An 18578-nucleotide genomic window follows, 5' to 3' on the forward strand; every position below is an offset into this window, starting at 1 on the left:
GCCCGGTTTACATGAATGGATAAGCACATATTAAAAGTTGCAACATGCGAGTGAATTAGTACAACCTAATAAACCCGCAAGGCGTGCGATCGAAAAGCAGGCCTCTCTTGTCTTTGTCTCCCGTTTGTATTATAGCGCCCGCACCCGTGTAGACACCCTTGGAGGCAACGCGGGTGGGATGGCGCTTGCCGCCTCCCCAGTTCAGCGCCCGCGGGCATGAACTCTCCATATAACCTCGAAAGGAATTGCCATGAGCAAAGAATCGTATGAGCTCAAGGCCGAGGCGCGCGAACGAGTTGGTAAGGGGTCCTCTCGTGAACTTCGCCGCAACGGTTTGATTCCCGCTGTCATCTATGGTGACAAGCAGGCCCCCATTTCTATCGCCCTGTCCACCAACGAAGTCACCAAGCGTATCCACGCCGGCGGTTTCATGACGACGGTTGCGACGATCGACGTCGACGGCAAGAAGATCAAGGTTCTCCCGAAGGATTACCAGCTTGATCCGGTCCGCGACTTCACCATGCATGTCGACTTCCTGCGCGTTTCGGGCAACACGCTCGTCAACGTCGAAATTCCGGTTCACTTCGAAAACGAAGAAAAGTCGGACATCAAGATCGGCGGCGTTCTGAACATCGTTCGCCACACGGTGGAATTCCACTGCCCGGCCAACGACATTCCGGAAGCCATCACGGTTGACCTCTCCGGCCTGAAGATCGGCGACAGCGTTCACATCTCGAACGTCAAGCTGCCGAAGAACATCACGCCCGTTATCGCCGACCGTGACTTCACGATCGCAACGATCGTTGCCCCGGCAGCAGGCGTTGAAGAAGAAGCAACTGAAGAAGCTTCCGAGGAATAAAATCGGCGGCCGCAAGGCCGGACAGCTTTGAAGAACGAGGCCCGTTCCGTTTCCGGAACGGGCCTTTTAGTTTTTATGAACTTTAAAAACAGAAAGCCCGCTTCCCGCCAGCGATGCGGGCCCTGTTTCAGCGTCGATTAACACTTCCATGAAACGATACCCTTGCGCCCTCATGGAAACACCGGCGGGTCGAGAAATAGCGTGGGGAAAGGGCTCTGCCCGGGATCTGACGCATCTCTGTCCGAAAGGATGAAACAGGGCGCAGCAAGTCTGGGGCAAAGGGTAGCTGCAATCGAACATGGCTCATTCCGTCGAAAGTCGCTTTATCGCGATTGTTTCCGGCGCACTTCTTACAGTGGTCGCCCCGCTCTTCACGCTTTTGCTGACACTTTCCTATAACGAGGCTATTCGCAGCCAGCGCAATCATATCGAAATTCTGCTGTCGACAAATACGCAGGCGCTGGCCCGCCCCCTGTGGGACCTCGATGACGACACGATAAACCAGATTACCGGAACCCTTGTCTCCGATCCCATGATCCGTATGGTCGAGGTCAAGGATACGTCCGGCCAGCTTGATGTCGTTCAGACCGCCGGCAGCGACATCATCCAGGATGCCGCCTCGACGACGCGCGAGGTCATCTACAAGACGACCAAGGGGCCCGTCACGGTCGGCCAATTGACGGTGTATTACGATGATGTCGGTCTTCTGACCTCCCTCAGCCGCACCGAACTGGCCTTTATCACGATTTTCATCCTCGCCATTCTTACCATGGTCCTTGCCGCCATTGCCGGTAACCGCTTCATGGTCATCCGCCCGCTGATGCGGCTGGCCGCGGCAATAGAAGCGACACGACGCCTCGGCTCCCGCCACCACGTCGACTGGCGGTCGAAAGACGAGATCGGCCGGCTGGCGAAAAGCTTCAACGAAATGCAGAGCCAGCTCGAAAAAGAAGAGCTGGAGATAAAGAACGCCCACGCCCGCAAGACGGAAATCTACAACCGCACGCCGGCCATGCTGTTTTCGCTGGACAGGCACGACAGGATCGCCGCCGTCAGCGACTACTGGGTGCAGGCTACCGGTTATGACCGTGCCAGAATACTCGGCCTGAATTTCGCCGACCTCATCCACCCCGATGACCGGACATTATTCCAGGAACGCAGGGCGGCGCATCAGGCGGCTGACACCCAACAGGCAGGCATCACCGTTCGCTTCCACTGCAGGGATGGCAGCGTCATGGATGCCCTTATCCTAGAAAAAGCCCTCGATTCCAGCGATACGGCCCATCACAGCACCTGCCTCTGCGTTATGACCGACGTGACCGAACTTCGGCAGTCGGAAAAGCGTAATCGCCAGCAGGCCATTTCCGACCATCTGACCGGCCTCTTCAACCGTCAGGGCTTCGAGGCCATCCTCGACCTGCAGATTCGCGATGCGGACAGGAACGGCAGCGAACTCGCGTGCCTGTTCATAGATCTCGACCGGTTCAAGGCCATCAACGACAATCTCGGTCACGCCGCAGGCGATGCCGTTCTGCGCGAATTCACATTAAAACTGCAGCCGCTGCTGACACCGCTGGACAGCGCCTCGCGTCTGGGCGGAGACGAGTTCGCAATCCTGCTGGCCGGTGACAAGGTGGAAGAGCGCGCCCTGCAGTTCTGTGAGCGCATCTGCACCCTGCTGGACACTCCATTTGAAATCGAGAACAACAGCATCCGCCTCAGCGCCAGTATTGGTATGGCGGTCTACCCTCTTCACGCCGCGAGTGCCTCCGAGCTTCTGCAGAACGCCGACATGGCCATGTATACCCGCAAGCGGACGGGCAAGAACGGCTCCCAGGTCTTCGACAGCTCGATCATGGACAGGGCCCGCGAACATGCGGAACTGGAACGGGATATCGCGCAGGCGCTTTCCGAAGACTGGTTCGAGGCCTATTTTCAGCCAATTCAAAACATTGCAACCGGCCAGACAGCGGGTTTCGAGGCCTTGCTGCGCCTCAACCATCCGGATAAGGGGCTGCTTTCCCCTGCTGCCATCATCAGCCTTGCGGAAGAGAACGGAACCATTCACCGTATCGGCAACGTGATCCTTGATCAGTCGGTCGCCAATCTCGCCAGGCTGTCGCGCCTGCCGGGCATGGCGCAAACCTATGTGGCGGTGAATTTTTCGCCATTGCAGTTCGAACCGGGACTGCCGACACGCATTGCCGGACTGTTGCACCGGCACGGCATTCTTCCCGGGCGGCTGGTCATCGAAATCACCGAAGCGGTCATCATGAAGGACGATCCGCAGATCCGGGCGATCCTCACCGCCATCCATCAGCTGGGTTGCCGCATCGCGCTGGATGATTTCGGCACGGGTTACTCGTCGCTCAGCTATCTCAGCCGCTTTCCGGTCGATATTGTAAAGATCGACCAATCCTTCACCCGCTCGATCTGCGACGATACGGTGGAAATCCGGCAGCGCAACCGCATGCTGGTCGAAGGTATCGCAGCCATCTCGCACAAGATGAATTGCGTTGTCATCGCCGAGGGTGTCGAGACGGAGGAGCAGAAGCTGCTTCTGGCGGATATGGGTGCCGATTATGGCCAGGGTTACTTTTTCGCTCGCCCGCAGCCCATCGAGCGGCTGATTGCCGCCTATGAGGCCGGGTCTGGACAAAGCCGCGCAGCGGCGCGACAAGCCTGAGCCGCGGGGAGTAGTCATGGGATTGATCCGCTTTTGCCTGGTCTTTCTTGCTCTTGCCAATCCCGTCTGCGCGGCCAAGCTTTTCCTGACCACGGAAGTCTACCCGCCCTACAACCTGCAGGGCAGTGACGGCAGCGTACGCGGCGTCTATTTCGACCAGCTCAAGATCATTCTTGAGGACACCGGCACCAGCTACGAGGTCGCCGTCATGCCGTGGGCCCGGGCGATCGCCCTTGCCACAACACAGCCGATGCATTGTGCCTTCGCCACGGCGAGGACCGCCGAGCGGGAAAAGCTCTTCAAATGGGTCTCGCCAATTCATATCGATCGCAACATTCTCGTGGCGCGGCGCAAGACGAATATCAACGTCCTGAGCCTCGAAGACGCCAAGAAATACCGGGTTGGAACCCAGCGCGGCGACTACACCGAAACCCTTCTGGAAACGCTCGGTTTTCCGCAGGTGGATGTCGGCGCGGATTTCGAGATCACGCTTCACAAGCTGACGGCCGGACGCATCGACCTTATGCCCATGTCGGAAAGCACCTTCAAGAGCCTGCCGGCGCACACTTTCAGGGAAGTGATAACGCTGTCGAGACAGCAGCTTGGGCTTGCCTGCAACAAGAGCGTGCCGGACGAGGTTATCGCGAAATTGCAGGCCCGTCTCGATGAGCTGATCGCCGACGGGACACAACAGCGGATCTTCGACCGTTACGATCTCATCAGGCCCTGAGCGTCGGCCGGCATTGCCGCAACCCCACAAAAAGATTGACAGCCAGCGGATTTCAGGGTGGTGACAACAGCATCATCAGGCACAACGCGGACATGCTTCATGAAGATCATCGCAGGACTTGGTAATCCCGGCACGCAATATGCCGGAAACCGGCACAATATCGGCTTCATGGCGGTGGATGCGTTACAGCGCCTGCCTTCGTTCGCGCCCTGGTCAAAGAAATTCAAGGCCGAGATTTCCGAAGGCGAGATCGCCGGAGAAAAGGTCCTGCTGATGAAACCGCAGACCTATATGAACCTGTCGGGCGAATCCGTGGGCGAAGCGATGCGCTTCTTCAAACTCACGCCGGCGGACATCATCGCCATCCATGACGAACTCGATCTTCCGGCCGGGCGCGTGCGCATCAAGACCGGCGGCGGTCACGGTGGCCATAACGGCCTGAAATCGCTCGACGCCCATTGCGGCAAGGATTACCGACGCCTGCGCCTCGGCATTGGGCATCCCGGTGACAAGGAGCGCGTGCACGGCCATGTGCTGGGCGATTTCGCCAAGGCCGACCGGGTCTGGCTGGAGCCGCTGCTGGATGCGATTGCCGACAACGCCGCCATGCTGGTGAAGGCGGAGGATTCCCAGCTGATGAACAAGCTGGCGCTGGCCACGGGCAGCAAGCCCGAAGCCGAGAAGCCGGCCAAGGCAGCCAAACCCGCCGCGCAGTCTCATATCCACCAGGCACGCAACAGCGCCCAGCCTAAAAAGCTGCCGGAGACCGGGCCGATGGCCGAGATGCTGAAACGGATGTTCGGCAAGAAGGATTAGATCGCGAATGTCTTCGAAGACCATCGCCCCGCGCGAAGCCGGAACCAGCGATCTGGCTGGATTGCTTGATCTCTACCGGGCGCTTAATCCATCCGACCCGGAAATGACGACAGAAGAAGCAAAGACGGCTTTTGCGGCCATGCTCGCCCAGCCGGGTCTGACCGTGTTTCTTGCGACCGAAGGCGAGGAAGCGGTCGCTACCGCCACGCTGCAGATTGTTCCAAATCTCACGCGCGCCGCCCGTCCCTATGCTCTTATCGAAAACGTGGTGACACTGGAAAACCGTCGCGGCCGCGGATATGGCCGCGCGGTCGTGCGCCATGCCGTCGAGGCGGCTTTTGCGGCGAATTGTTACAAGGTGATGCTGCTGACAGGGCAACAACGCCCGGAGGTTCACGCCTTTTACGAAAGCTGCGGCTTCGTGCAGAACAAGACCGGTTTTCAGATCCGGCAGGATTGATGCTCACTCCTCCGGCTCGGTCGTGAACATCAGCGGAAATCCCGCTTCCTTGCCGAGATCGGTCGCCTCCTTGGCCTTCGTCTCGGCAATATCACGTTCGCAAACGACGACCACCGCGCTGCCGAAACGGTGCGCCGTCATCATCACCCGGTGGCCAGCCTCCTCGCTCATGCGGAACACGGCTTTCAGCACCAAAGTCACGAACTCACGTGGCGTATAGTCGTCATTCAGCAGAATGACCTTGTAGAGCTTCGGCCGCTCCAGCTTTGGCTTGACCTTCGGTTTTGGTTTGAGATCGACAGGACTGTCGCTCATCATGGCCGCTCGTGCCTGCCGTTCATCGCGGTTGCTCATGGGAAAACCCCGTTGATGACGAAAGATCGATCGCTTGACCCGCTTATATTGCGCCGCAACCACGCCATCGGCAAGTCTGTCAGGAATTCCTCGCCTTTAAGAAGCCTTTGCCGGCCCAAATCGACCCGCGGGCTTGACCTTCCCCCGCCCTTTCCGCAAAAGGCTCCTCAACGAATTCTTTCAAACGGACAGGTTTCAAGCCATGGGCTTCAAATGCGGTATCGTTGGATTGCCGAACGTCGGCAAGTCCACTCTTTTTAACGCGCTGACGAAAACGGCCGCCGCACAGGCCGCCAACTATCCCTTCTGCACCATCGAACCGAATACCGGCGAAGTGGCGGTGCCCGATGCGCGCATGAAAATCCTTGCCGACATCGCCGGCTCGAAGGAAATCATCCCGACCCGCATCTCCTTCGTCGATATTGCCGGTCTGGTTCGCGGCGCATCGAAGGGCGAGGGTCTCGGCAACAAGTTCCTCGCCAACATTCGCGAAGTCGATGCCGTCGTACACGTGCTGCGCTGCTTTGAAGACGACGATATCACCCATGTGGAAGGCCGCATCAACCCGGTTGGCGATGCCGAAACGATCGAGACCGAGCTGATGCTCGCCGATCTCGAAAGCCTTGAACGCCGCGTCGAGCAGACGCGCAAGCGCGCCACCAGCAAGGACAAGGAATCGCTGGCCCAACTGCCTGTCATGGAAGCCGTCATCGCGCTGCTCACCGACGGAAAGCCGGCACGCCTGCTTTTGAAGACACTGGCGGACGAGGAAATCGAAATCCTCAAAGGCCTCAACCTTCTGACATCGCACCCGGTGCTTTATGTCTGCAACGTCTCGGAAGCCGACGCATCGTCCGGCAACGAGCACACAGCAGCCGTCGCGGAAATGGCGAAGCAACAGGGTGCGGAATGCGTGATCATCTCGGCGGCGATCGAAGCCGAAGTCGCGCAGCTTCCAGCCGATGAAGCCGAAGAATTCCTCTCGGCCCTTGGTCTTAACGAGGCCGGCCTCGACCGGCTGATCCGTGCGGGATACCACCTGCTCGACCTCATCACCTATTTCACCGTCGGCCCCAAGGAAACACGCGCATGGACGATCGTGCGCGGCACCAAAGCACCCGCCGCCGCCGGCGTCATCCACAGCGATTTCGAACGCGGCTTCATCCGCGCCTTCACCATCGGCTTTGACGATTATGTTACCTACAAGGGCGAAGTCGGCGCCAAGGAAGCTGGCAAGGGACGCGACGAAGGCAAGGAATATGTGGTTCAGGACGGCGACGTCATCCACTTCCGCTTTAATACCTGATTTGATCTGAACGGGCTTGCTTCTTTTATGGGGCGGACCCAGCCGCTTGTTTCTTCTCCCCGAGCGGGGAGAAGATTGCCCCAAGGGTCGGATGAAGGGCAACGTTGCCGCAGCTCGCTACCTTCGCCCGCTCATCCCGCTGCCGCGACCTTCTCCGCGGCGGGGGAAGATGCGAGACGCATCCGCTCGCTCCATAGCGCCTTCCCGCTCCATATTGCGCCACCGATTTGACCTTTACGTAAAGGGAAAAATCCTCTTAGATGCGACGGTATTGACTGTGCGAAGGGAGGAAACCATGGCGCCGGTCGCGACCTATGCTTACGAGGATTTCACGGTAGGGCGGGAGTTTCCGCTTGGACCGCAACCGATCTCCGCGGGGCAGATCATTGCTTTCGCCAGCGAATTCGATCCGCAACCCATGCATCTTTCCGAAGAAGCAGGCCGCCAGAGCATTCTTGGTGGGCTTGCAGCTTCCGGCTGGCACACCTGCAGTCTGCTGATGCGAATGATGGCGGACAGCTATATCTCGGATTCGACGTCGCAGGGCAGCCCCGGCATCGACTACGTTGATTGGAAGAAGCCGGTTCTGGCAGGAGATACGCTTTCTGGGAAATCCATCGTGCTGGAGCAGCGCCCTTCGGCTTCGCGCCCCGGTATCGGCCTCGTGAAATTTCGCCACGAGCTTTATAACCAGCGCGACGTTCTGGTGTCGCACGGCGAAAACACCGTGATGTTCCTGATGCGCGGCAATGGAGGTATTGCGGCATGAGACTGGCAGAACTCTCCCCGATCGGCGAACGAGTGACCCTCGATACGCTGCATTTTTCCGCCGAAGACATTATTCGCTTCGCCCGCGATTTCGATCCGCAGCCATTTCATCTTGATGCCGAAGCCGCAAAGAACAGCGTTTTCGGCGCACTTTGCGCATCTGGATGGCACACTGGTGCAGGCTGGATGAAGTGTTTTCTCTCGTACTGGGCCAAAGAGGTTAAAAGACTGAAGCTTGAGGGCCTTGAACCGCCAAAACTCGGCCCTTCACCGGGCTTTCGGGAACTTAAATGGAAAAAGCCGGTCTTCGCGGGAGACGATGTCACCTACTTCGTCACCCTGCTCGATACCCGGGCGCTGGAATCCCGGGCCGGTATCTGGCTGAACACCACATTTAACGAAGGGGTCAACCAGTCGGGAGAGACCGTCCTGACTTTCCAGAGCGGGGTTCTGGAATTCGAGTAAGCCAGCTTCGGGGCATGTCATTGCGACCTGCCCCACCCGCCGCTCAATGACCGGAAAATTCCACCAGAGTCCGTACCTCGACACCGAGGTCCTCGAGTTTCTTGCGGCCGCCGAGATCAGGCAGATCGATAACGAAGCAGGCGGAGACGATCTCCGCGCCCATCTGGCGCAAAAGCTTGACAGCGCCCTCGGCAGTCCCGCCGGTCGCAATCAGGTCATCGACCAGAATGACCTTTTCACCCGGCTGCACCGCATCAACATGCATTTCCATTTCATCGACGCCGTATTCCAGGCTATAGGCAACCCTTACAGTGGCATGCGGGAGCTTGCCCTTCTTGCGGATCGGCACGAAGCCGGCCGAAAGCTGATGCGCCACCGCGCCGCCCAGAATGAAGCCGCGCGCTTCCATGCCCGCGATCTTGTCGATCTTCGTTCCCGCATAAGGTTGCACGAGTTCGTCCACGGCGCGGCGGAATGCGCGGGGATTGCCAAGCAACGTGGTGATGTCCCTGAAGATGATGCCCGGCTTCGGATAGTCGGGAATGGAACGGATGGCAGCGGAAAGCTCCGAAGCGATAACGGTCATGGTATTTCCAGTTAAAAATGGGAAATGGATGGTTCGGGCCACCCTATCAACTTGACGGCGGCGCACCAACTAAAAAGGACCGGCGCAACCTTCGGCCAACGCCGATTGGTATGGAGCATCGCAAATCCGCATCTTGTGAACGACAACCAGGTCAATGCCAGACTTCAAATAAAAAGGCCCCCATGGAGACCATGGGGGCCGATGACTGCCGGCACCGAAGTGCCGATCAATGTTCCTTGTTGGCGTAGACCGATTTCTTGGTGAGGTAGATCAGCGCGGTGAAGATGAACAGGAACACCATGACCATGAAGCCGGTGCGCTTGCGCTCTTCCAGATGCGGTTCTGCAGCCCACATCAGGAAGGCGGCCACATCCTTGGAATACTGATCCACGGTCTGCGGCGCGCCATCGTCGTAAGTCACCTGATCGGCGCTGATCGGCGGCGCCATCTTCAACGCGACCGCGCTGACGAAATACGGATTGAAATGTGTGCCTTCGGCCACTTCAACACCAGCCGGCGGGTCCTGATATCCGGTCAGCAGCGCATGGATGTAATCCGGGCCGCCTTCCTGATAACCGCCGACGATCGGGATCATGTCGATGATGAATTGCGGGAAACCACGCTCCACGCCGCGCGCCTTGGCAAGCAGCGACATGTCTGGCGGTGCGGCGCCACCATTGGCGGCAGCAGCCGCCTCATGGTTCGGGAATGGCGATGGGAAATGATCTGACGGCACGGCCTTGCGATTATACATTTCGCCGTCGGCATTCGGACCGTCCTGCACTTCATATTCAGCGGCGAAAGCCTTTACCTGCTCTTCCGAATAGCCAAGATCCTCCAGCGTACGGAAAGAGACAAGGCTCATGGAATGGCAGGCCGAGCAGACTTCCTTGTAGACCTTGAGACCACGCTGCAGCTGGCCCTTGTCATATTTGCCGAAAGGACCGGCAAATGACCAGCTCTGCTCCTCGGGCTTGATCACCGGGAAGTGGCCCCCGGCAATCGCATGTTCCGTCTTGGTGGCGAGGTCATGGCTCTCCTCCGCCGCCGAGGCGACGGTGAAGGAACAGCCGATGGCGGCGAAAAGCGCGATGCTCGTTACAAGCTTCTTCATTGTCGTCATCCTTCCTTCGCGCTCAGATTTCGGCAGCCGCAGGCGCGGCACCCGACTTGGCGGCGTTCTTTTCGAGAACGGCCTCGGTAATCGAATTCGGAATACGCCGGGGCGTTTCGACCAGACCGAGGATCGGCATGATGACGAGGAAGAAACCGAAGTAATAAAGCGTGCCGATCTGCGACATGATGACGTAGGTGCCTTCCGCCGGGCGCGAACCCAGCCAGCCGAGCATGATGGCATTCACCACGAATAGCCAGAAGAACATCTTGTACCAGGGACGATAGACGGCGGAGCGAACCTTCGACGTATCGAGCCAGGGCAGGAAGAACAGCACGACGATTGCGCCGAACATCACGAGAACGCCACCCAGCTTGGAATCGATGACCCAGATGTTGAAGGTGATGGCGCGCAGCATGGCGTAGAACGGCAGGAAGTACCATTCCGGAACGATATGCGCCGGGGTCTTCAAGGGATCTGCCATGATGTAGTTATCAGGGTGGCCAAGGAAGTTCGGCATGTAGAAGACGAACCAGGCATAACCGATCAGGAACACGGAAACACCGAGCGCATCCTTCAGCGTCGCATAGGGCGTGAAGGGAACGGTGTCGGTCTTGCTCTTCACTTCGACGCCGGTAGGATTGGTCTGGCCGGTGACGTGCAGCGCCCAGATATGCAGGATAACGACGCCCGCAATCATGAACGGCAGCAGATAGTGAAGCGCAAAGAAGCGGTTCAGCGTCGGCTGATCCACGGCAAAGCCGCCGAGCAGGAACTGCTGGATCCATTCGCCGATGGCAGGAAACGCCGTGAAGAAGCCGGTGATGACGGTCGCGCCCCAGAAGGACATCTGACCCCAGGGCAGAACATAGCCCATGAAGCCCGTCGCCATCATCAGCAGGAAGATGACGCAGCCAAGAATCCAGAGGATTTCACGCGGCGCCTTGTAGGAGCCGTAATAGAGGCCACGGGCGATGTGCAGGTAAACCGCGATAAAGAAGAACGACGCGCCGTTGGCATGCATGTAGCGCAGCAGCCAGCCGTGGTTGACGTCGCGCATGATCTTTTCGACGGAATTGAAGGCAACCGTCGTTTCGGCCGCATAATGCATGGCCAGCACGACGCCGGTAAGGATCTGCACGATCAGCATGACGGAGAGCATCGCGCCGAAAGTGTAGGCGTAGTTCAAATTACGCGGGACAGGATAGGCAACGAAGCTGTCATAGATCATGCGCGGCAAGGGAAGCCGCGAATCGATCCACCTCTCGATGCCGGTGGACGGCTGATAACTGGAATGACCACTCATGAATATCTGTCCCCTTATCCGATCTTGATCACGGTATCGGATGTGAATGCAAATGTCGGGATGGCGAGGTTCTGCGGCGCCGGACCCTTACGTATGCGGCCCGCCGTATCGTAGTGCGAGCCATGGCAGGGACAGAACCATCCGCCGAAATCGCCGGCCTGGCCGAGCGGAACGCAGCCGAGATGGGTGCAGGAACCGACCATGACGATCCAGTTTTCCTTACCCTCGCCGGCGGAACGGTCGATATCGGTCGCCTGCGCGTCGGCGGCAATGTTGGCGTTGCGCGCCACCGGATCCTTGAGTTCGCCAAGAGCGACCGCCTTGGCTTCCTCGATTTCCTTTTCCGTGCGGTTGCGGATGAAAATCGGCTTGCCGCGCCACTTGACGGTAAGTGACATGCCCGGCTCGACCGCCGCGACATCCACTTCGATGGAGGCCAGCGCCAGCGTCGATGCATCGGGGCGCATCTGGTCAATGAAAGGCCATGCAACTGCGGCGGCACCGACGGCGCCCGCCATTCCTGTCACTAGATAAAGAAAATCGCGACGGGTCGGTTCACCCGAAGCGTCGTGATTGGTTACGTGCTCGCTCACCGCTACACCATCCTCTGCGCTGTTTTTGCCGTAAATCGCATGAGTCCTCCCGCTATGATTTGATCCAGGACAATCTCCGTCCCACCGTCCTGGACACAACTGCGGCATCAAGAAACCGCGTCACTCTGTGTGATCGCAAAATATTGACCGACTTGGCAAGAGCAAAGCACACAAAGCTGCCGTAATTCTGCCCGAAGCGCCCGATTTGCTTCTCATTTTTTCGCCGCCTCTGGCAGTCGGGCAACATTGTGCACCCAAAGGCGCCATGTTAGGAGACTACGAGGGAGAGCTTGGAAAGCAGGGATTCGGATGACGGCGAAGCTCTCGTGCATGGTCTCCACGGCGGTTGCTGCCGTTCTCGTCATTGCCAGTCTGCGCTACATCACCGATTTCTGGCTTCTTGCCTTCGTCACCAGCTTCCAGCTTCATATCGCCATTATCTGCATCCTGTTGTCATGGCTGGTATTTTGGCTCATGCGCGACGCCTTTTCCGCCGTGCTCTTGGTCTGGTCGATTGCGCTCGCCGTCCATGCGGTGGCCATGCTTCTGGATTTTTCGACATCGGCCACGGCCGCACCGGATGCGCAGCCGTTCCGGCTGCTTTCCTTCAATGTGCTGATGGATAACGCCGCCAATGCGGAGGTTATTGCCGACGCGATTGTCGAATCACACGCCGATGCGGTTTATCTCTTTGAAGCGGACGCCCTACAATCGGCTCTGCCGCGTCTGCAACAGACATATCCGCACAGGCTGGGCTGCTTCGAGGGAACGCCAGGCTGTGACCTCGTGATCCTGTCGAAGCGGCCTTTGCTCGAAGGCCATTTTCATAGTCTTAGCGACCTGCGCCGCGACCGTTTCGCGATCGCCAAAATCGATCTCGACGGCAGGGAAGTCACGCTGGCCGCGGCACATCTTACCAAGCCCTATTTCGACGATTATCACCGCGACGAGCTGGACGAGGTCAGCGAAATTCTCTACCGCGTCACCGGGCCGCTCATTCTTGCAGGAGACTTCAATTCGGCAAGCATCGCTCCCGATATGCGGGATTTTCTGGCCGCCAACAATCTCAGGAAAGCCCCCTGGGAGCCCGCGACTTGGCCAACGGAAGTGGGACGTTTCGGCATAGCCATCGACCATATCTTCGCCCGTGAACCGGCAACGCTGATAAAAACCACGCGCCTGCCGGACAGTCTCGGCTCCAATCATTACGGCCTGATGGCCGACTTCATGATCGGCAAATAGCGCCGCGCTTTACGGGATCGCCTCGTCTGCTGCGAGAAACCCGCCCGATTGCCGCGCCCAGAGCTCCGAATAGAGTCCGCCCCGCGAGACCAGTTCCGAATGTGTGCCCTGCTCGACGATGCGCCCCTGATCCATCACGATCAACCGGTCGAGCGCCGCGATGGTCGAAAGGCGGTGGGCGATTGCCAGTACCGTCTTGCCCTGCATCAGCTCGTCCAGATTACTCTGGATCGCAGCCTCTACCTCGGAATCGAGCGCTGAGGTCGCCTCATCAAGCACGAGGATTGGCGCATCCTTCAGCATCACACGGGCAATGGCGATGCGCTGGCGCTGGCCGCCGGAGAGTTTCACGCCGCGTTCGCCCACATGGGCGTCGAAACCGGTGCGTCCGCGCTGATCCTCCAGCCGCTTGATGAAGTCGTCCGCCTTGGCCCGTCGCGTCGCCTCCTGCAATTGCGTTTCGCTGGCGTCGGTGCGGCCGAACAGGATGTTGTCCCTGATAGAGCGATGCAGCAGCGAGGTGTCCTGCGTAACCATGCCGATATGGGCCCGCAGCGATTCCTGGGTTACCCCCGCAATATCCTGCCCGTCGATGAGAATGCGTCCTTTCTCGACATCGTAAAACCGCAGCAGCAGATTAACGAGGGTGGATTTTCCCGCGCCGGAGCGTCCGACGATGCCGACCTTTTCCCCTGCCCTGATGTCGAGATTGAGATGGTCGATGACGCCGTTCTTTCGGCCATAGTGGAAACTGACATTCTCGAAACGAATGCTCGGTTTTTTAACCTCCAGCATAACCGCGTCAGGCGCATCGACGAGACCGATCGGCTGAGAGATCAACTCGGCGGCGTTCTGCACCGTGCCGAAATTACGCATGATGCCGTTGAACTGCGTCATCAGGCGCCCCAGCAGGAAATTGAGACGCAGCACCAGCGCCAGCGTGAAGGCCACCGCACCGGAACTGATCTTGCCGGAAAGCCACAGATCGATGCAGAGAGCCGCCATGGACGTGATCATAACGCCTGACAGCAGCGCCATCGATGCCCGCACGCCGGTAATGAACCGCGTGAACGTCATCGTCGCACGCTGAAAGATATCGAAGCCCTGCCGCATGTAGCGGTCATTGGCGTCGTCGCGCCCGAACAGCCGCAGGGTCTGGATATTGCTGTAGGCATCTACCATGCGGCCGGAAAGCATGGAGGCGGCTTCCGCCGTTTCTTTTGAATGATAGCGGATGCGCGGCACGAAATAGCGCGCCAGCAGCGAGAAGATCGCCACCCAGACAACGACGACGACCGCAAGCCGCCAGTCCAGCCCCCCGATCAGAAACAGCATCGAGACGGAATAGATACCGACGAACCAGACGCTTTCCATCAACGAGGTCACAAGGTCGCCCGCCGCCTGCCCGCCGGACCAGACCTTGGTGACGATGCGGCCGGAAAAATCGTTCTGGAAAAAGGTCAGCGACTGCCGCGCCACATGCATGTAGGATTGCCAGCGCACCAGGTTGTAGAAGCCGGGCGTGATGATCTGCTGATCCACCAGCGCCGTCAGCATCGTGACGATGAAGCGGATGACCCCGATCAGGACAAGCATGCCGACGAGCTCGCCGCCATGGGTGGAAAGCAACCCGGCCCAGCCTTCTTCCGGTTTTACCGTCGAGAGAATATCAACAAGCCGACCGACGAACCAGAAAAGCGCCGCCTCGATGGCCGCAGTCAGCCCACCCAGCACCAGCATCGCGAAGAACGGCGCTTTCGCCTGCGAAATATAAAACCAGATGAAGGCGAACGTGCTTTCCGGCGGCCGCAAATCGTCCTTGCGGTCGAAGGGCTTTATCCAGTTCTCGAAATACTCGAAGATGCGGGTAATGAGCATGATCCGGATATAGGCGGATTCCCGGTGCGGGAACAGCCGCGGAGGCTACGGTGAGAGATTATATTTCGGTAACGTTCCGAGAATGAAAAAGGCGGGAATAAAAGACGGAGGGCGGGAACCCTGTTTCCCGCCCTTCGTCTTTCCTTACTCCGCGGCCGCTTCCGCCTCGTGATCGGCGATGAAGCCGCCGGACTGGCGCCGCCACAGATCGGCGTAAATGCCGCCCATTGCCACCAGTTCCGCATGGCTGCCCGCTTCCACAATCCGGCCCTTGTCCAGAATGATCAGCCGGTCCATTTCGGTCAGCGTCGAGAGACGGTGGGCGATGGCGATCACCGTCTTGCCTTCCATAAGCGAGAACAGGTTCTCCTGAATTGCCGCCTCGACTTCTGAATCGAGCGCCGAGGTCGCCTCATCAAGTACCAGAATCGGCGCGTTCTTGAGGAAGACGCGCGCAATTGCGATACGCTGGCGCTGGCCGCCCGACAGTTTCACGCCGCGTTCACCTACCTGGGCATCGAGGCCCTGGCGACCATGCATGTCGACCAGCGTTTCGATGAAATCCCAGGCATTGGCCCGCTTTGCTGCCGCAATCACCTGCTCGTCGGTGGCTTCCGGATGACCATAGGCAATGTTGTCGCGGATCGAGCGGTGCAGCAGCGACGTATCCTGCGTCACGACACCGATCAATTCTCGCAGGCTGTCTTGCGACACCTTGGAGATGTCCTGACCGTCGATGGTGATCCTGCCGCCTTCCAGATCGTAAAAACGCAGCAGCAGGTTCATCAGCGTCGTCTTGCCCGCCCCCGAACGACCGACAAGACCAACTTTCTCGCCTGGCTTGATGTCGAGCGTCAGCCCGTCGATCACGCCCTTGTTCTTGCCATAGTGGAAGCGGACGTTGTCGTAGCGGATGCCGCCCTGCGGGGCCGCAAGTTCCGGAGCCTTCGGAACATCGACGATATCGTGCGGTTTCGTCATCATCGACATGCCGTCATAGACCGTGCCGATATTTTCGAACAGTGAGGTGACTTCCCACATGATCCACTGCGACATGCCGTTGACGCGCATCGCAAGGCTGATGGCAATGGCGACGGAGCCAGCCGTCACCGAACCCTGCATCCAGAAATAGAGACCGAGCGCGGCCGTTGAAAACAGAACCACCGCATTGTTGAGGTCGATCAGGATGTTGAAGCCGGAAATCTTGCGCATCTGGCGGTGAACGGTTCCGAGAAACACGTTCATGCCCTCACGCGCGTATCTCTCCTCGCGGCCCGCATGGGAAAACAGCTTGATCGTCGAGATATTCGTATAGCTGTCGACTATCCGGCCCGTCATCATGGAGCGCGCATCGGCCTGCTCCTGCGCCAGCCGGCCGAGCTTGGGCACGAAATAGGCGAGTATACCCATGTAGATACCCAGCCAGACCAAAAGGGGGATAACCAGTCGCCAATCGGCAGCCGCGACCATGAACAGCATCGAAAAGACAAAGCTGATCGCGTAGACGAAGACGTCGATGACCTTCAGTGCCACTTCGCGGATCGCCAGCGCCGTCTGCATGACCTTGGTCGAAACCCGGCCGGCAAATTCATTGGCGAAAAACGTCATGGAATGGCGCAGCAGGAAACGGTGCATTTTCCAGCGCGCAATCATGCCGAAATTGCCGGCAAGCGTCTGGTGCATCGTCATGGTGTGGATCGCGCCCATCAGCGGCAGCAGAAACAGCACCAGCCCGGCCATGATGATCAGATGCCAGCCCTCATCGGCAAAAAACGTCTCGCGATTGGCCGTGGAAAGCCAGTCGACGATATTGCCGAGGAATTTGTAAAGCATCGCTTCCGCAACGGCGATGCCCATCGACATCAGGCCGAGCAGCAGCAGCCACGGCCAGGCGGGCTTCACATAATGCCACAGGAACGGCAGAAGCGTCTTCGGCGGCACGGAAGGCGTCGAAGACGGAAAGGGATCGAGACGTTTTTCAAACCAGCCAAACATAGGCCAAGCTCCGGCAATAAATCGCCCCGTCGTCAAAGGTAAGCGGACGCAATATGGCCCACGACGGAACGGAAAAGTCTTTGAACATGGCCGTGACAGCCACATGACGAATCGGAATAAGGGAAACGCGGCCGAGCCGCAGAGTAACACCTAGGCCAGCAGCAGCACTACTGGGGCCGGGAGGCGAATACGAATGTCATTTGGCATAAGAACCTCCCTTGGCTGGTGTTGAAGATATGGCCTTGTAGCGCAAAAATTAAGCAATGACCAGCCGGAAAGACACCGACACGCTCGAAAACTCGAGATGTTCGAGTAGCACAAAGGGACGGATTTACCCGCAAAGGTTTCCGACCACCGCCTGCCGTGCTGCACCGCCTTATTCGGCTGCGTCCTGCGCCTGACCACTCTCATATTCCGTGATCAACTCGATCATTCCGGCCTGAGTATGGCGCTTGAGTTCCCGACGGTCGCTGGGCTGCGGGGCAAAGGTAACGGTCAGACCCGTATCCCTTATCGTGCCGATGGCGAAAGATGCGCCGGAGAGCATGCGTACGCCCTCATGCAGCCACAGAGGATCGGTCGCGAAATGCTGGCCGATACCGACCACGATGGGAATGCCCTGCCAGTGTGACATGCGGTCGTAATGGATGTGGCCTGCCAGAATACCAATGACGTCATGTTCGAACAGCAGCTCGTCCAGAATCTCGGTATCGTCAAAGGACAGGGATTCCCACTCCGCATCGGGACGGTCGAAATCAAGCGCCGGCGCATGGTGCATCACCAGCAGCTTCGGCAATTCGGGATGGTTTTCCAGCTCATCCTCAAGCCATTCGACCTGTCCGGGTTCGAAAGCCCCCCCAACCTTGCCGGGAACGCTGGTGTCCATGACGATGATGTGAATGCCGGCAATCACCTCGGCATGGTCATAGGGCTCGTCCAGATCCTCGTGGCGATCGAGCATCACGGGATAAAATCCATCGCGGCGGTCGTGATTGCCGAGCGCGAAAAGCACAGGCATACCGAGTTCCGCTTCCTTTATCAGACGCTTGAGCTCCTCATAGCTGCCGGCATCGCCCCGATTGGTCAGATCGCCGCTGACGACGATGAATTCGGGCGGCGGCACCAGCGCCTTGATCTGCGCAAGCGTCGTGGAAAGCGTGGCCGAGGTCTCTGAATAAAGATCGTCATCCTGCACCTGCGGATTGCCCACATGCAGATCGGTCAGATGGACGAAATTCACCCGTTCGGACATGCTATCCCCCTGTTGCTGCGTGCAGAAGATCCGGCTCAAGTAGGCCGACGTCAACCGTTCCCGATGGTTCGGGCAAGCCTGATGATGTACTGGTGAATGGGTAGCCGCCCAGTGTGTCACGCGCATGAATATCCGGTCTGGAATGGCACCCGAGAGGGACTTTTCGCA

General features: G+C 58.6%; 17 protein-coding genes. 9 read left to right on the forward strand and 8 right to left on the reverse strand.

The window, feature by feature from the left end; translation table 11 throughout:
* Positions 1-250: 250 nt before the first annotated feature.
* The 5 genes from EYD00_RS09200 (at position 251) to EYD00_RS09220 (ending at position 5551) form a co-directional block, all read left to right on the forward strand.
* Positions 251-859, forward strand: coding sequence for a 50S ribosomal protein L25/general stress protein Ctc (locus EYD00_RS09200; protein ID WP_004442950.1), 609 nt, complete (start codon positions 251-253; stop codon positions 857-859).
* Positions 860-1157: 298 nt separating this feature from the next.
* Positions 1158-3545: an EAL domain-containing protein gene (locus EYD00_RS09205; protein ID WP_004442951.1), complete on the forward strand. Its 2388-nt coding sequence runs from the start codon at positions 1158-1160 to the stop codon at positions 3543-3545.
* Between the two features lie 16 nt (positions 3546-3561).
* Entirely contained in the window at positions 3562-4275 is a 714-nt protein-coding gene (locus EYD00_RS09210; RefSeq protein WP_004442952.1) for a substrate-binding periplasmic protein, read from the forward strand.
* 99 nt (positions 4276-4374) lie between these two features.
* Positions 4375-5091, forward strand: coding sequence for an aminoacyl-tRNA hydrolase (gene pth / locus EYD00_RS09215; RefSeq protein ID WP_004442954.1), 717 nt, complete (start codon positions 4375-4377; stop codon positions 5089-5091).
* Between the two features lie 7 nt (positions 5092-5098).
* Positions 5099-5551, forward strand: coding sequence for a GNAT family N-acetyltransferase (locus EYD00_RS09220; protein WP_004442955.1), 453 nt, complete (start codon positions 5099-5101; stop codon positions 5549-5551).
* Between the two features lie 3 nt (positions 5552-5554).
* On the opposite strand, the gene clpS is transcribed toward EYD00_RS09220, so the two are convergent.
* The gene (clpS, locus tag EYD00_RS09225) at positions 5555-5866 is read right to left on the reverse strand and encodes an ATP-dependent Clp protease adapter ClpS (protein ID WP_034498844.1); all 312 of its coding nucleotides are present in this window, start codon (positions 5864-5866) and stop codon (positions 5555-5557) included.
* Positions 5867-6107: 241 nt separating this feature from the next.
* Between clpS and ychF the strand changes: the two genes are divergently transcribed.
* The 3 genes from ychF (at position 6108) to EYD00_RS09240 (ending at position 8444) form a co-directional block, all read left to right on the forward strand.
* Complete coding sequence (gene ychF / locus EYD00_RS09230) at positions 6108-7211, forward strand: redox-regulated ATPase YchF (RefSeq protein ID WP_004442957.1); 1104 nt, start codon at positions 6108-6110, stop codon at positions 7209-7211.
* Positions 7212-7506: 295 nt separating this feature from the next.
* Positions 7507-7980, forward strand: coding sequence for a MaoC family dehydratase (locus EYD00_RS09235; RefSeq protein ID WP_004442958.1), 474 nt, complete (start codon positions 7507-7509; stop codon positions 7978-7980).
* A complete protein-coding gene (locus EYD00_RS09240; RefSeq protein WP_004442959.1) occupies positions 7977-8444 on the forward strand; it encodes a MaoC family dehydratase in 468 nt (155 codons plus the stop codon). Before EYD00_RS09235 ends, EYD00_RS09240 begins: the two co-directional genes overlap by 4 nt.
* Before the next feature lie 43 nt (positions 8445-8487).
* Here the strand turns inward: EYD00_RS09240 and EYD00_RS09245 are convergent, their stop codons facing one another.
* From EYD00_RS09245 to petA, 4 genes are all read right to left on the reverse strand, one after another.
* Positions 8488-9030: an adenine phosphoribosyltransferase gene (locus EYD00_RS09245; protein WP_004442960.1), complete on the reverse strand. Its 543-nt coding sequence runs from the start codon at positions 9028-9030 to the stop codon at positions 8488-8490.
* A gap of 226 nt (positions 9031-9256) precedes the next feature.
* Positions 9257-10144 (reverse strand): cytochrome c1, encoded by an 888-nt coding sequence (locus tag EYD00_RS09250; RefSeq protein ID WP_004442961.1) that lies wholly within the window; start codon positions 10142-10144, stop codon positions 9257-9259.
* A 22-nt stretch (positions 10145-10166) separates the two neighbouring features.
* A complete protein-coding gene (locus tag EYD00_RS09255; protein ID WP_004442963.1) occupies positions 10167-11450 on the reverse strand; it encodes a cytochrome b in 1284 nt (427 codons plus the stop codon).
* 14 nt (positions 11451-11464) lie between these two features.
* Positions 11465-12043, reverse strand: a complete 579-nt coding sequence (gene petA / locus EYD00_RS09260; protein WP_004442965.1) for a ubiquinol-cytochrome c reductase iron-sulfur subunit — start codon at positions 12041-12043, stop codon at positions 11465-11467.
* Between the two features lie 309 nt (positions 12044-12352).
* On the opposite strand from petA, the gene EYD00_RS09265 reads away from it, so the two are divergent.
* Positions 12353-13285: an endonuclease/exonuclease/phosphatase family protein gene (locus EYD00_RS09265; RefSeq protein ID WP_004442967.1), complete on the forward strand. Its 933-nt coding sequence runs from the start codon at positions 12353-12355 to the stop codon at positions 13283-13285.
* Positions 13286-13294: 9 nt separating this feature from the next.
* On the opposite strand, the gene EYD00_RS09270 is transcribed toward EYD00_RS09265, so the two are convergent.
* The 3 genes from EYD00_RS09270 to EYD00_RS09280 form a co-directional block, all read right to left on the reverse strand.
* On the reverse strand, positions 13295-15163 hold the full coding sequence (locus tag EYD00_RS09270; protein ID WP_004442969.1) for an ABC transporter ATP-binding protein: 1869 nt from the start codon (positions 15161-15163) through the stop codon (positions 13295-13297).
* Positions 15164-15307: 144 nt separating this feature from the next.
* Positions 15308-17158 (reverse strand): ABC transporter ATP-binding protein, encoded by a 1851-nt coding sequence (locus tag EYD00_RS09275; RefSeq protein ID WP_004442971.1) that lies wholly within the window; start codon positions 17156-17158, stop codon positions 15308-15310.
* Between the two features lie 376 nt (positions 17159-17534).
* Positions 17535-18410 (reverse strand): phosphodiesterase, encoded by an 876-nt coding sequence (locus EYD00_RS09280; RefSeq protein ID WP_004442973.1) that lies wholly within the window; start codon positions 18408-18410, stop codon positions 17535-17537.
* Positions 18411-18578 lie beyond the last annotated feature (168 nt).

The organism is Agrobacterium sp. 33MFTa1.1, assembly GCF_004328495.1.
GTDB classification, from domain to species: Bacteria; Pseudomonadota; Alphaproteobacteria; order Rhizobiales; family Rhizobiaceae; genus Agrobacterium; species Agrobacterium pusense.

Excerpts from the sequence above, each read along its gene's own strand:
- EYD00_RS09200 (WP_004442950.1), top strand. The coding sequence starts at position 251 with ATGAGCAAAGAATCGTATGAGCTCAAGGCCGAGGCGCGCGAACGAGTT.
- EYD00_RS09205 (WP_004442951.1), top strand. The coding sequence starts at position 1,158 with ATGGCTCATTCCGTCGAAAGTCGCTTTATCGCGATTGTTTCCGGCGCA.
- EYD00_RS09210 (WP_004442952.1), top strand. The coding sequence starts at position 3,562 with ATGGGATTGATCCGCTTTTGCCTGGTCTTTCTTGCTCTTGCCAATCCC.
- pth (WP_004442954.1), top strand. The coding sequence starts at position 4,375 with ATGAAGATCATCGCAGGACTTGGTAATCCCGGCACGCAATATGCCGGA.
- EYD00_RS09220 (WP_004442955.1), top strand. The coding sequence starts at position 5,099 with ATGTCTTCGAAGACCATCGCCCCGCGCGAAGCCGGAACCAGCGATCTG.
- clpS (WP_034498844.1), bottom strand. The coding sequence starts at position 5,866 with ATGAGCGACAGTCCTGTCGATCTCAAACCAAAACCGAAGGTCAAGCCA.
- ychF (WP_004442957.1), top strand. The coding sequence starts at position 6,108 with ATGGGCTTCAAATGCGGTATCGTTGGATTGCCGAACGTCGGCAAGTCC.
- EYD00_RS09235 (WP_004442958.1), top strand. The coding sequence starts at position 7,507 with ATGGCGCCGGTCGCGACCTATGCTTACGAGGATTTCACGGTAGGGCGG.
- EYD00_RS09240 (WP_004442959.1), top strand. The coding sequence starts at position 7,977 with ATGAGACTGGCAGAACTCTCCCCGATCGGCGAACGAGTGACCCTCGAT.
- EYD00_RS09245 (WP_004442960.1), bottom strand. The coding sequence starts at position 9,030 with ATGACCGTTATCGCTTCGGAGCTTTCCGCTGCCATCCGTTCCATTCCC.
- EYD00_RS09250 (WP_004442961.1), bottom strand. The coding sequence starts at position 10,144 with ATGAAGAAGCTTGTAACGAGCATCGCGCTTTTCGCCGCCATCGGCTGT.
- EYD00_RS09255 (WP_004442963.1), bottom strand. The coding sequence starts at position 11,450 with ATGAGTGGTCATTCCAGTTATCAGCCGTCCACCGGCATCGAGAGGTGG.
- EYD00_RS09265 (WP_004442967.1), top strand. The coding sequence starts at position 12,353 with ATGACGGCGAAGCTCTCGTGCATGGTCTCCACGGCGGTTGCTGCCGTT.
- EYD00_RS09270 (WP_004442969.1), bottom strand. The coding sequence starts at position 15,163 with ATGCTCATTACCCGCATCTTCGAGTATTTCGAGAACTGGATAAAGCCC.
- EYD00_RS09275 (WP_004442971.1), bottom strand. The coding sequence starts at position 17,158 with ATGTTTGGCTGGTTTGAAAAACGTCTCGATCCCTTTCCGTCTTCGACG.
- EYD00_RS09280 (WP_004442973.1), bottom strand. The coding sequence starts at position 18,410 with ATGTCCGAACGGGTGAATTTCGTCCATCTGACCGATCTGCATGTGGGC.